A 13,804-nucleotide genomic window follows, 5' to 3' on the forward strand; every position below is an offset into this window, starting at 1 on the left:
GCATATCAAAAGTAGGACAACAATACACTTATATTAAGCAAGTCTATTTAGCAACAACCGACAAACTACGAAGCCGATTAATTGCCGCCGCCAATTCAAACCGTCGAAACATGGCAAAATCGCCTTCAGGAAAAGGCGATAAAATATCCATCCCCTGCGCGTCAATATCTGCCATCACCAAATCTATGATTTCCGACAAAGTGCGTTTCCCGTCCATGTATTGCTGCTTAGCATAAACCATTGCCGCAGCGATCGCCCTTAACTGTCCGCTGTCCACAATTTGCTCAACAGCACCCAAATCAATCTCCTCATTTCCGAAAGCCAATTCATCAACATCCCGCACCTTCACCCGCACATCTCGCCGTCCCCGACTCGGATCTAAACTAGCAGGAACCGGCACTCTTTGACTAATCTCACCAAAATTTTCTCCCCCTTCAGCAGCACGGCTAATCAAGTAATTTTTAGCAATTTTTTTAGCTTTTTCCGTCACATTATATGCGTAAAAATTATCCATTGCAATCACAGTATCTGCCACATCAAAATAATCGCCGCTTCCGCCCATGACTAAAATAGTCGATACGCCATAATCTGCATACAATTGTCTCACTTTATCAATAAACGGCGTAATCGGTTCCTTATCGTTAGCGATGAGTTCCTGCATTCGGCGATCGCGAATCATGAAATTAGTAGCCGCCGTATCCTCATCAACTAATAAAACAGGCATTCTCCCCACTTCCAAAGCCTCAATAATATTAGCAGCTTGCGACGTGCTACCGCTCGCATTTTCAGTATAAAATTGTGCAGTATCTCTACCTTGCGGCAAGTGGTTAATAAAAGGCGAAATATCAACTCCCGCCACACTTCTCCCATCTTCCGCTCTAATTTTAACCGCCGCCGGATTAGTCACCACAAATTCCCGACCATCGCCCGGAATTCGGTTGTAAACTCCCAACTCGATCGCCCTGAGTAAAGTAGATTTGCCGTGATAGCCGCCGCCAACAATCAAAGTAATGCCAGCGGGAATACCCATACCGAAAATCCAACCGCCATTCGGACAATTAGCCGCAACTTGTAACGACGGGTGCGAGTGAAAAGCCACAGCATTATTTAACAAAGGGCGATGGTCAACACCGCTGCGGCGGGGTAAAATAGAACCGTCAGCCACAAACGCAACTAATCCGTTTTCAGCTAACTGCTGCCGCAGCCAGTCAGCATCGTCTACAGTTTCAACGTGACGGCGACATTCAGCAGCATTTAAGTTAGCATACTTCAGAGATTTGCTGACAATTTGCGGAATATCTTCGCACAGCATTTCAGCAGCTTGTCGCCCTAAGATACTGCGTCCGCCCGCTGGAAGTCCGACGGCAAATCGCAGTTCAACTCCTCCTAAATCTTCGATATCGGATGTATTTGAGGAAATGATAAATGCGGAAGTTCGCTCTAAAACTTCTTGTCCAAAACCAGTCACTGCAATCAAACCGCTTTTCCCAGTGCCGCGTTTGCTGCTGATGCTGTGTGCGGCTTTGTCAAACTGGCGAGTTAGGTAATCTCGCAAGGCTATTTCTCGACTGCGATAGTTGAAAAGTTCGCGGGGAATTTGAGCAATGTTGGGGGGAACTATGACTCTAAATTTACTGGGAGAAGCAAAGGGATCTCCCTGCACGTAATCAATAATTAATGTGAATTCAGAAAAGTCGTAGTTACCTTGAATGTCTTTGTAGGCTTTGTAGCCTCGATTGTCTAATTGCAGTAAATGCCGTTGCAGGCTTTCTTTGTTAGTCATTTGTTATTACTTATTAGTTATTTAGCTGGTTCCTAGGCTCTGCCTAGGAACCGATTTCCAGAGGCTCTGCCTCGCTTGCTTGGCGTGGGAAAATTTGAGGCAGAGCCTCCGGATATGCGTTACCAGGCAGAGCCTGGTAACGAGTAGAATTACCGATTATCAATTAGCTAATTTCCAATAATTTAGCCACGGCATTAACAACAATTTGAGCAGAACCGGCGAAAAAAGGTCGATCGATAGTTGCTAATGTATCGCTAGATTGGTGATAGTGGGGCGATCGCAAATTTGCAGTATCCGTCACCAACACAGCACCAATTCCTTTATACCAGAAAGGCGCGTGGTCGCTGCGTAAAACATCGGGAGTCAGCAACCCTTTGAGGGGAACCGGCAGCGCCACCACCGCAGGTAAATCGGCTTTTCCCGACTCCGCAAAACTTTTCAACAGCAGCGGATGTTCCGCATCCCCAATCACAGCGATAAACTCGCCTTTATCGGGAGATTTTACCCCCGATGCTTCTAGAAAAGGTTGCGCTGTCAATCCTTCGGGATATTGCTGGCATCCGGGCGTGCGGCAGGCATAACCTACCATATCCAGGACGATCGCTCCCTGCAAATTTTTTAACCGCGCCTCGCTACCGGTGAATGCTAAACTGCCTAAAAGTCCGATTTCTTCCCTGTCGAAAAATGCTATTTGCAATGTCCGAGGCGTGGGGCTGGAACCCAGCAATCTTGCTACTTCTAAAACTACAGCAACTCCCGTCGCATTGTCGTCAGCCCCGGGCGAGTTGGGTACAGTATCGTAGTGTGCTGCCACTAAAATTGCACCGGCGTTTGAGTCAGTACCTTTTCTCTCAGCGAAGACGTTGATTCCTCGATCGAACGGCTGCAAATCCGGGGAAAATCCTAATGTTTGCAGTTGTTGGGAAATGTAGTCTCTAGTAAAAGAGCGAGCTCGTTCTCCCTCGCGTTCTCCTGCTAAAGTTTCGACGTGTTTCCACAACCGGGACTGGTCAATTTGGGGCAAAGAAAAAGGATCTTTTTCAGCAGGAAGCGGTAAGGGAAAAGGGTTTTGGGAAGTGTGGATATTGCGATCGATCGAAACTTCGGGTACAGCCGACAACCGTTGCCACGAGTGAGAACCCCAACCCGCAGCCGTCACCGCAACCAGAATAAATAGCGCTATCCAAATCAATTGTTTCATCAGTAAGTCTATTTGAGATTTTAGACAAAGCTCACGCACTCCTCACTCTCATAAACCGCGTTTTTTAGAGTGAGCCAGGGCTGCAACGAAGTTTTTTCGTAGAACCCAGTTGATGCGTCCAGGACTGTTAGATTTTATATTTTATATTGACACCCTAGTTAAAAATAAACCTGTTTCAAAAAATGAGACTCAAGTTTTTTAACATTAGCTACAGCTAAGGCAGAACCAGGTTGTATACTTTTTGATTACAAGATAATAACCTAGGTAAAAACCTTTGAATTTCGCCGCCGCCTATCTTGCTTATTGGAGCCTTCGACGGCGACATCCAACCCTACTAATTCACCTTTAAAATTTACAGTTTAACACTACTTGTTTTCCCACTCAATCTCCTTATTTTCCAATATCAACCCGCTGCTGCTGGGGAAAGCATAAGGAATAGTTTTTGCAGAAAATTCAACTATTTGAGTGGGTTGTTGAAACCACTCGGAATAACTGGGATTGAGTTGATCGTACAGTGCTTTTAAAGCTTGGATCTCTGCCTCTAGCTGCGCTGCTGCTTGATTGATTCTGCGAGCTTGTGCTTGCAATCGTTTTTCCCCAGTTTGAACGTCGTTTTCTACTTCTTGCCAGTGCTGTCCAGCCAGCAAGTTTTCTAATTCACCTTGTTTGTAATTTAGTACAGCCTGTTTTTGTTGCAGTTGCTTTTCAATAATTTTAGTCTCTAGGTCAATCTCCTGGATTTGCTGCAACCACTGCTCCCCAAAAGCAGCATTTTGCTGGTGGAACTCGGCAATGGCCTCAGGAGTATTATTCTTGGGAAAACTGACTGCCACTCGGCACTCAGAGCGCTGTACGCTAAGTTGGTCCCGCGACTCTTGCAGGGCGGCAACTTCTGCTTGCAGCGCGCGGACTTCTTTTTGGAGTTCTGGGATCGTCTGACTCATTGGTTCAATTAGTGGGTGTCTGCATCGATTTTAAGCTAATTGTTTATTTTTATAACCAATCCCAGCCGCTTTCTTGCAGGAATTATATAATTTTAGCGCGCTCAGGGCCGGTGTCTAAGCATAATGGCTGAGAATTTGTGGCACAATGGCTGGTGACACATTTTAAATTAAGATTAAAATGATAATTATTTACGAAAACCAATATTTTGTTGTAAAATCAAATTAACCGCATAACCTTGGATATGTTTTGTTGTTTACCTCAAGTTAAGAGCGAGTTTTTTCAGATTTTTTACAGCGCAAAAGCATCTATTTAACATTAGGAACAGGAGCAAATGAAAATTAGATATCGATTAATTATGGGATATTTAACTGCTGCTATTTTTTGTGTGGAATGTTCCATTAATGCCAAAATATTGCTGCCAAGTGTAGGGGATAGAGACGGCCGCGCTCTAGGAGAAAGTTTGGTTGCGCCTGAGAAATTTAGCTATTTGCGATCGGCATCTCGCCCTCCTGCTTCTGTAAGCGCCGACTTATTTGTGGATAAATTATCCCACCCAGAACCAGTAAATTTACCCAGCCACAATTTTATACAATCTGAGGAAATTCCTGAAAAAGAACGTAGTTTTAGGTTAAAAATAATCGCTTATCTGGCTTTTATTTCTGTAGTAATCTCCTTATTAATCAGGAAGAATAGAGTAAATATCTTATCCAAGGCGATCGGGTTAGTCAAAACGAAGTCTGAAACAGGGAAGGACAGGTTACCAGAAGGAGAAAAACTGTTGCCTCCAAAAAAAGAACAGGATATCTGGGATACTATTACCACAATGACCCAAGATGTGCAGCAAACTGCCGAATATGCCCTCGATATTTGCGAGGAAATGAACGTCTCGATAATTGCGACTACCCCGGGCGGTCATATTCTGTCGTTAAACCAAGCTACCTGTAAACTTTTGGGATACTCTAAAAAAGAGTTGTTAGGCAAACCAATAGCCGGACTTTTTAATAAAACTGAATCACCTGCGCCCGAGTTAGAAGTAACAAATTTAACAACCGCAATTTCTGTCTGCAACATCGAAAAAGTCTACCTTTCCAAACATGGAAAAAAAATAATTGTACTGCTTTCTATTTCAACTATTCGCAATGGCAAAGGCGAGGTCAGCGGCAAGTTGTACATAGCACAAGATCTTACCGACAGCAAGCGGGCTGAAAGAAATTTGCGGCGCAGTGAAAAAAAGTTTCGGCAACTGATAGAAACTGTTAATGCAGCAGCATTGATCTATCACTGCAGACAGTTGCGCTATGTCAATTCTCAGACAGAAGCTCTGACTGGATATACTCGCAAAGAATTGCTAGGGTTGGATTTATACGACTTAATTCATCTAGATTTTATAGAAATAGTTAAAAACTGGGGTAAATCCAGCCAGCCACCAGCAAGCGCCGGCTCAAAATATGAAATAAAAATTCTCACTAAAACCGGAGAAGCCCGCTGGATTGAAGCAACTGTAGATATTATCAAATTTGAGAGAAAAGCGTCAATATTAATCACAGCGTTTGACATCAGCGATCGCAAATTAGCAAAGTTAGAACTAGAAACATCTATTTCCTTGCTTCAGGCAACCATTGAATCAACAGCAGACGGCATTCTGGCGGTTGACGGCCAAGGAAAAGTTGTCAGCTTTAACCGTAAGTTTGCCCAAATGTGGCGGTTGCCAGATTTCCTACTCGATTTGAGAGATAACAACCAAATTTTGGGTTTCGGAATCAACCAGTTAAAATATCCGGAAATCTTTCTCAACCGCGCTAAAGAATTGTCCGATCGCCCGGCAGCAGAAAGTTTCGATATCATCGAGTTTAAAGATGGCAGAATCTTGGAACGCTACTCGCTGCCACAGCGCACGGGAGACAAAATTACTGGTCGAGTATTCAGCTTTCGGGATGTAACGGAACGCTTGCAATCCGAAGAAAAGCTGCGCAAAAGCGAAGAACGCTTTCACTTGCTGACGCGAGCGACAAATGATGCTGTATGGGATTTTGATTTGTTAAAAAATGAGTATTGGTTGAGTAAAGAGTTTGAAAACGTTTTTGGATATAAACTCAACGAAACTCAGACGATAGAATTAGAATCCTGGTGGCTAAATATTCATTCTGAAGAACGAGAAAAAGTGATGTTAAGCTTCAACGAAGCAATGAACTCAGACGCTCAATGTTGGTCAGAGGAATACAGCTTCCACCGTGCAGGCGGGGGATATGTTTTTGTGCTCGATCGCGGGTATATCATCCGCAATGAAAGTGGCAAAGCAGTAAGGGCGATCGGCACGATGATGGACATCACTCAGCGCAAGCAAGCTGAAGAAATTATCCGCTATCAAGCTGTTTACGACCAACTCACCGGTTTACCGAACCGGATACTTTTTAACGAACGGCTGCTGGTGTCATTAAAAAAAGCTAAAACAACAAAAAAAATGCTAGCTGTGATGTTTTTAGACTTGGACAGATTCAAAAAGATTAATGATACACTAGGTCACGCTGCGGGCGATCGCCTGTTAGAAGGTTTTGCCGGACGCATCAGCGACACTTTGCGATCGACTGACACGGTTGCCCGCTGGGGAGGCGACGAATTTACCGTACTGCTTCCCGACATCAATTGCTTAGAAGATGCAGTTAAAACAGCTCAAAGAATACTCAACAATTTAAAGCCAGCATTTAAACTAGAAGAACAGGCGTTTCACGTCAGCAGCAGCATCGGCATAGCCCTTTATCCCGATGATGGTGAAGATGCCGAAACTTTAGTCAAAAATGCCGATGCCGCCTTGTACCGCGCTAAAGAAAAGGGAAGAAATAACTATCAGTTATATACTTCAACAATTAATCCCCAAGGCAGCCAGTTGCTAACTATAGAACACAGGCTGCACGAGGCTCTAGAAAAGGGAGAATTCGAGGTTTTCTACCAGCCAAAAGTCAACATCAGTACTTGGAAAATTCAGGGTATGGAAGCCCTGCTGCGCTGGCAACATCCAGAATTAGGTTTAGTTACTCCCGCTACATTTATCCCGATCGCCGAAGAGAACGGACTAATTGTATCCATTGGGGAATGGGTGCTGCAAACTGCCTGCACTCAAAATAAAGCTTGGCAGGATGCTTTGCAGCCAGATTTGCGGGTAGCCGTCAACGTTTCGGCTCGGCAGTTCCAGCAATTTAATTTATTAGAAATGGTAGCGAACTGCTTGGAAAAAACTGGTTTAGCACCCAAGTATTTAGAGTTAGAAATTACCGAAACTACAGCAATGCAAGATGTGGATTATACCACAACAGTTCTGAGGGAGTTGCAGAATATGGGAGTGCAGATTGCGCTGGACGATTTCGGCACGGGTTATTGTTCTCTAAATTATCTCAAAAAGTTTCCCTTGAATATCTTAAAAATAGACAGGTCGTTTGTCAGCGAACTGACGACCGATCCGTGCGAACGGGCGATCGCCAATGCTGTAGCGACCCTGGGGCGAGATTTGAACTTGAGTGTTGTAGCCGAAGGAGTAGAAACTAAAGAGCAGTTGGAGTGTTTGCGATCGCTCCACTGTCAAGAAATCCAGGGTTATTATTTCAGCCCTGCACTATCAGCCAATGATGCTAGCAAGCTATTGGTAAATTCTCAGTTGCGACAAGTAAAAACTGCTTAATTAGTCATTAGTCATTAGTCATTAGTCAATTGTAGGGTGGGTGAGGCGCGGTTCAAGATTTATGTATTGCTGACAAGAGTTAATCTGCGCCCCTCACCCACAAATAGGGATCGTGTGCTTCGTGCGCACCCGAAAGTTATAGTTCTTGACCGCGAATCTTAGTCTCCCGACTTGTTTTCCTTCGCTGCACCCCCAACATCATCACTGCTAGAGCGCTTCGGCGGGCCTAAGTTGTCGGGCAATTCGTTAAGATTCTTGCCCAAAGCGTGATACAGCGCTTTAACTTGAGGAATTGTCAGCTCAGGGGCCTCAAGTCCTCGCTCGGGCCACCGCAGTTAAAAGCTTAGCTGGGGTAGGGACACGGCACGGCGTCGTTTCGATACAGATGGTCGCCCGCGCTTGTTAAAACTTAAAATAGTGTGCAGAATAACGGACTTGTACCTAAAGACAGAGGAAAATATCGCTACTCCAACATAAAAGCTTTGTCTATGCAGCCGATTCGCACATTTAACGTTTCCCCCTCGCTACCGACAATTCTCGAACCCCTGCGCAAGCTTGCCTACAATTTGCACTGGGACTGGAACGTCGATACCAAAGACCTCTTCCGCCGCCTCGATCGAGACCTGTGGGACTCCAGCAACCAAAACCCGGTGCTGATGCTCGGAACCATATCTCAAGAGCGACTGCAAGAAATGGCAGAAGACGAAGGCTTCATTGCCCAAATGAACCGAGCAGCCCAGCAGTTAGACGATTATCTCAAAAATCGCCCCTGGTACCGCAAACAGCGCGGTACAGAGCAGCAAGAATGCTACGCTTACTTTTCGATGGAATTCGGCTTAGTTAAAGCCCTACCGATCTATTCCGGCGGTTTGGGCGTGCTCGCGGGCGACCACCTCAAATCAGCTAGCGATTTGGGCTTGCCCTTAGTCGGTGTCGGCCTGCTTTACCAAGAAGGCTATTTTTCGCAGTATCTCAACGCCGACGGCTGGCAGCAAGAACGCTATCCGCTCAACGATTTCTACAATATGCCGCTGCACCCAGAACGCAATCCCGACGGTTCGGAATTGCGGATTGAGGTAGACTATCCCGGCCGCAAGGTGTATGCCCGGATTTGGCGGGTACAAGTGGGAACGGTTCCTTTGTACCTGATGGATACAAATATTGAACCTAACAGCCGCTACGACCAAGATATTAGCGACCAACTGTACGGCGGTGACAAAACTCTGCGGATGCACCAAGAAATCATGCTGGGCATCGGCGGCGTGAAAATGCTCAAGGCATTGGGGCTGACAGTTACGGCTTATCACATGAATGAAGGCCACGCGGCTTTCATGGCTTTGGAACGCATTCGGATGCTGATGGAGGAATATCACCTGAGTTTCGTGGAAGCGGAACAGGTGGTGGTTTCGAGCAGTATGTTTACGACTCACACGCCGGTGCCTGCTGGGTTTGACTTGTTCGAGCCCGATATGGTGATGCACTATCTCGGTCAATATCCCAAGATGTTTGGCTTGTCGCAAGATGAGTTTCTGGGATTGGGCCGGGAGAATACTCGCGATTTGTCCGGGCCTCTGAATATGGCAATTTTGGCTATTAAAATGTCGAGTTTTGTCAACGGGGTGGCGGCTTTGCACGGTGTGGTGTCGCGCCCCATGTTTCAGGGATTGTGGCCGGGTTTGCCACAGGAAGAAGTGCCGATTACTTCCATTACCAACGGGGTTCACGCTCGCAGTTGTGTGGCGAAGTCTACTCAGGAGTTGTACGATCGATACCTCGGCCCGGACTGGGAAATGACCGGTAAGGACGATCGTCTCTGGGACAGGCTTTCGTCGATTCCTGATGAGGAACTGTGGCGCAATCACGAACGCTGTCGATCGGAGTTGGTGGTGTTCGCACGGGAGTGGCTGCAAAAGACTTTGCGCGAGCGCGGTGCGGCCCAAACGGAAATCGAACACGCGCGGGAAGCTCTCAATCCCAAGGTGCTGACGATCGGGTTTGCACGCCGCTTTGCTACTTACAAGCGGGCGACGCTGTTTTTGCGCGATGTCGATCGAATTATGCGGATCATGCGGGATCAAAATCGCCCGGTGCAGTTTGTGATTGCTGGGAAGGCTCACCCGATGGATATTCCGGGTAAGGAATTGATTCGGGATATCGTTCACTTCATCCGCGAGCACGAGACGATGAGTTCGATGGTGTTTTTGCCGAACTACGACATTAACGTCGCTCGGATGATGGTGTCGGGCTGCGATGTGTGGCTGAATACGCCGCGCCGCCCGCGTGAGGCTTCCGGTACTTCCGGGATGAAAGCTTCGATGAACGGTTTGCCGAATCTGAGCATTCTTGACGGATGGTGGGATGAGGCTGATTATGTTCGTACCGGTTGGCCGATCGGACATGGGGAGTTTTACGAAGATACTAAGTATCAGGATGAGGTCGAGGCGAATGCTTTGTACGACTTGATGGAAAAGGAAGTTGTACCGCTGTTTTACAACCGGGATGATGACGGCATTCCCCGCGGTTGGACGGCGAAAATGAAGGATTCTATTCGCTTGAATTGTCCTTTGTTCAATACTGCTCGCATGGTGAAGGATTACGCGCGGCGGGCATATTTCCCGGTGAGCGATCGATTCCACACCATGACTTCGGATAATTGCGCTCCGGCGAAGGAGTTGTCTCACTGGAAGAAGCACGTTCTCGCGAAGTGGCAGGATATTAAGATTGAGGCTGTTGATATTTCCCAGGATAAGGAAGTTAAGGTCAATCAGTCGATCGCTGTTAAATCTCGCATTAATCTGATGGGATTGACGCCTGCGGACGTGCAAGTCGAACTTTATCAAGGTTCGGTTGATGCTAACGGAAATATTGTCGGCGGCGTGCCGGTGGTGATGGAGTATTTGGGAGAAGATTCTCACAATGCCAGTCTTTATACGGCTGACATTACTTATACTTCTAGCGGTTTGCAAGGTTTGTCGTTGCGGGTTTTGCCCAAGCACGATAATCTCAGCAGTCCTTATGAAGCTGGCGTGATTCTTTGGGCACATTAGTCAGTTGACTGTTGACTGTTGACTGTTGACTGTTGACTGTTGTCATGCCCTATTCTGTCATTCTTCCTCTCGTGTTATCGAAGTTGGGGAATGACGATGTAGCCGGTTGTGCGATCGCCCAAAACCAAATTTCGCTCTATTCCCCAGTACCACCAGTGAGCGCCGATATAAGCGCAGAGCAAAGCATCTAGCTGGTCTTCTAAGGCTTTGAGGGTGGCGATGCTGGTGGGAATTTCTAAGGGAATTAAACCGCCGAGACTCACAGGCATCTTGCCTGTGCCACAAGACAGATTTAGAGAGGGTTCAAGGCTCGGTAAAATATCTATAATATACTGGCAGAGTTTCATCAATTCTAGTTGACGTTCTGCCAGTTTTCCTTTTTTGTATTTGATGATTTTGTCTAATTTAAATAAGTTTATTGTGGCTGGATGAGGATAGACTTCTATTTGATATCTGCCTAGTTTTTGAGATTCTATTATCGGTGCGTGGACAAATCCTCTGGCTTCTAAACTGAGGCCGAATTCGATTGTTTTTTGGGCGAAGGGGCGGGAAAGATTGGCGGGATAGCAGCCTGCGTGGTAGCGCCCGAAGTGTTTGTGGGTGAGTTTGTCGGCCGCGCGCATTCCGGTTAGGTTAGCGATGATTGTGGGGGCGTCTACGGCGACGATCGCACTTTCGGTTGGGGAGACTTGGGTATCGATCCAGGTGAGGATGTCGTTCAGGGATTGTTGGCGATCGCACTCTATTAATTGCAGTCGATCGTTTTCCCAATTTAAGCAGCACAAACCGCTTGCTCCTGAACTCCAACCTAAGTCTATGCCGATAAATTTCATTTAGTATTATTGAACCGCGAAGACGCGAAGGACACGAAGGAAGAAGAGGGAAGAAGAAGGAAGAAGTAGATAATGTTCTACCGGGAAGGGAGTAAAAGATCGATCGCACGAACCGCACTCAACTCTTCTCCTGCTTCTCATCCGATGGCGGGGGCTGTTGTTTCATTTCCTTTTGACGTTCTCTGGCTGCTTGCTCCAAAATGAATGCTGACAAGCTGCTGACTGAACGGCGTTCATCTTTTGCCCACTCTTCAAGGATGTCATAGATTCCATCGGCTAAATAGGTCGCTAAGCGTTTGGTCATCAGAGATTGATTATTTTTTAGTTTAAGCCGATCGTAATTGTGCTGTATCTGGACCATCCTGTCGAGTTTGGCTCATTTAAAGCATTTATGTGTGCTATATCTATGCTATAGTTTCAAAAAGTCAAAGGACTTTAGTCCTCCCTCTTTTTGAGAGATCGCACGAACGAACAGCACTCAACTCTTCTCCTGCTTCTCATCCGATGGCTGGGGCTGTTGTTTCATTTCCTTTTGGCGTTCTCTGGCTGCTTGCTCCAAAATGAATGCTGACAAGCTGCTGACTGAACGGCGTTCTTGACTTGCCCACTCTTCAAGGATGTCATGGATTCCATCAGCCAAATAAGTGGTTAAGCGTTTGGTCATCAGAGGCTCAGTATTTTCTTGTCTACGGCGATCGTCATTGTGCTGTATCTGGGCTATCTTGTCGAGTTCACGTCATTTACGACACATATATGTAGCGCTTAAGTGGTATAATCTGAGAAAGTCAAAAGCCAGCGAGATCCCTAGGAAAGTTCGTCGCTGGCTGATGGCTCCCTAAATACGTAAGGAGACTATTTCTATGGTAAAGCCTGTGAGCGACGGGAAGGAATATAACCGCGGCTATCAACAAGCTTTAGATGATTTTGGTATCACGCAACTGCTGTCGGGTATCCGCAGCTACTCTGATGAGGATTTTGAGGCCGATGGCGCGCGCATGACTGGGCCAGAGCTCGAAAGCTTGGCGGTGTTTCTGATTCTGCGCGTCGGGGCGAATCTCAAAGGAAGTACGATCGCCCGCTACCTCAACACTCTCAGAAAAGCCAATTCTCCGACGATTTCCGATCGCAGGGCGATCGAACTCAACTCAAATTCGCGAGGGAAAACACCTGAAAACTCAAAGCAGGGCGATCGCAATTCTTGGGCGATCGTCCGAATTTTACCGAATGCTGAGCACTATACGATCGCGCGTTTTGTCAATCGCCAAGATGCGGACGATCGCCGGAGGGCTTTGTGTCGGTTTATTCCAGGGGGTGTGTTTGAAGTTGTGTGCGATCGACCCTAATCAATAAACACAAATGACGATAACAATTGTAGCGACTCCGTATTAAGTCCGTCGGGGGTTTTAACCTCCGCTTAATAGCAAAAGTCCGTCGGGGGTTAAAACCCCCGCCTCATAGCAAAAGTCCTCTTAAGAGGACTATAAATGACTCTTTCAGTCGTCTGAAGACGACTTCAGCTATGAGACAGGGGTTTCAACCCCTGGCAGGCTTCTGGCGGGCTTCGGGAGAATGAAACAGCCCTGAGGGTTTAGGGGGATATACACTTGGATACAAACGAGAGATACAGATAAGTTGACACCAATGAATACTCTTATCTCCCGATCGCACATTTTCACCTAAACTCTCTGCCATAAAGCCAATCCGCCGCCCCTGCCCCTAGCCGCAATTATCCCACTTTCTACCAGAAAATATGCAAAAAATGCCTGCTTCCCCACACTCAAACTAAAAAATTCCGCCTCCCGCCCTTCTCCACCGCGAATAACTCCTTGATACACAGTTTTACCCAACAATTTCACAGTAAGTCTGGTAAAATCAAAAGCTAAAATATTTTTATTAACCAAAAACTTAGTCGGCCCCGAAAGAGTTAGTGCGATCGCCCCAACTTGCACCGAATTCTCCACCCTGCCGATTTCGCTATTCTCTTCCCCTTCAGCAACAGGTTCGACCGAATAAGCAATTTGAATTTTCGCAATCCACTGAGGGATGTAACGTCCAGCACCCAAGACAATCCCCGCTTTTTGTCGAGTCTTTTTGGTGCCGGTGATAAAGCAGAGTTGCCAGTTGCCGATTAATTGCTCGAAAGAATAGCGAATTTTATTTTGTTTCGCGTTTTTCTCGGCTTCTAGGAGAGCTGTAACTACGGCGGCGGGAGATGGTTTAGTATTCGATTTAGTGGCTTGTTCTAGAACAGATATGTTTTCCATTTAACTAACAATAACATACGAATAGGTGCAGCAGACTCGCTTTTTACTGGATTTTTTT

Annotated in this window: 10 protein-coding genes; 3 read left to right on the top strand and 7 right to left on the bottom strand. The window is 46.4% G+C overall.

Going from position 1 to position 13,804, the window contains the following annotated elements; genetic code table 11:
- Positions 1-43: 43 nt before the first annotated feature.
- From QUA78_RS13525 to QUA78_RS13535, 3 genes are all read right to left on the bottom strand, one after another.
- A complete protein-coding gene (locus QUA78_RS13525) occupies positions 44-1,783 on the bottom strand; it encodes an ABC-ATPase domain-containing protein (protein WP_333304065.1) in 1,740 nt (579 codons plus the stop codon).
- Between the two features lie 163 nt (positions 1,784-1,946).
- Positions 1,947-2,984: a M20/M25/M40 family metallo-hydrolase gene (locus QUA78_RS13530; protein ID WP_333304064.1), complete on the bottom strand. Its 1,038-nt coding sequence runs from the start codon at positions 2,982-2,984 to the stop codon at positions 1,947-1,949.
- A gap of 365 nt (positions 2,985-3,349) precedes the next feature.
- Positions 3,350-3,928, bottom strand: coding sequence for a hypothetical protein (locus tag QUA78_RS13535; protein ID WP_333304063.1), 579 nt, complete (start codon positions 3,926-3,928; stop codon positions 3,350-3,352).
- A 332-nt stretch (positions 3,929-4,260) separates the two neighbouring features.
- Between QUA78_RS13535 and QUA78_RS13540 the strand changes: the two genes are divergently transcribed.
- Complete coding sequence (locus tag QUA78_RS13540; protein WP_333304062.1) at positions 4,261-7,602, top strand: EAL domain-containing protein; 3,342 nt, start codon at positions 4,261-4,263, stop codon at positions 7,600-7,602.
- 488 nt (positions 7,603-8,090) lie between these two features.
- Complete coding sequence (gene glgP / locus QUA78_RS13545) at positions 8,091-10,649, top strand: alpha-glucan family phosphorylase (protein WP_333398869.1); 2,559 nt, start codon at positions 8,091-8,093, stop codon at positions 10,647-10,649.
- A gap of 74 nt (positions 10,650-10,723) precedes the next feature.
- Here glgP and QUA78_RS13550 read toward each other — a convergent pair whose 3' ends face one another.
- From QUA78_RS13550 to QUA78_RS13560, 3 genes are all read right to left on the bottom strand, one after another.
- Entirely contained in the window at positions 10,724-11,482 is a 759-nt protein-coding gene (locus QUA78_RS13550) for a DUF429 domain-containing protein (RefSeq protein WP_333302032.1), read from the bottom strand.
- Between the two features lie 118 nt (positions 11,483-11,600).
- On the bottom strand, positions 11,601-11,843 hold the full coding sequence (locus QUA78_RS13555; protein ID WP_333398864.1) for a ribbon-helix-helix domain-containing protein: 243 nt from the start codon (positions 11,841-11,843) through the stop codon (positions 11,601-11,603).
- Positions 11,844-11,960: 117 nt separating this feature from the next.
- Positions 11,961-12,146 (bottom strand): ribbon-helix-helix domain-containing protein, encoded by a 186-nt coding sequence (locus QUA78_RS13560; RefSeq protein WP_333302030.1) that lies wholly within the window; start codon positions 12,144-12,146, stop codon positions 11,961-11,963.
- 196 nt (positions 12,147-12,342) lie between these two features.
- Between QUA78_RS13560 and QUA78_RS13565 the strand changes: the two genes are divergently transcribed.
- Positions 12,343-12,825, top strand: coding sequence for a hypothetical protein (locus QUA78_RS13565; RefSeq protein ID WP_333302029.1), 483 nt, complete (start codon positions 12,343-12,345; stop codon positions 12,823-12,825).
- A 333-nt stretch (positions 12,826-13,158) separates the two neighbouring features.
- Here QUA78_RS13565 and QUA78_RS13570 read toward each other — a convergent pair whose 3' ends face one another.
- Positions 13,159-13,746 carry a hypothetical protein gene (locus tag QUA78_RS13570; RefSeq protein ID WP_333302028.1) on the bottom strand — a complete coding sequence of 196 codons (588 nt, stop codon included), beginning with the start codon at positions 13,744-13,746 and terminating at the stop codon, positions 13,159-13,161.
- Positions 13,747-13,804: the final 58 nt, after the last annotated feature.

The sequence above is a fragment of the Microcoleus sp. K4-B3 genome, from assembly GCF_036704615.1.
Lineage (GTDB): Bacteria > Cyanobacteriota > Cyanobacteriia > Cyanobacteriales > Microcoleaceae > Microcoleus.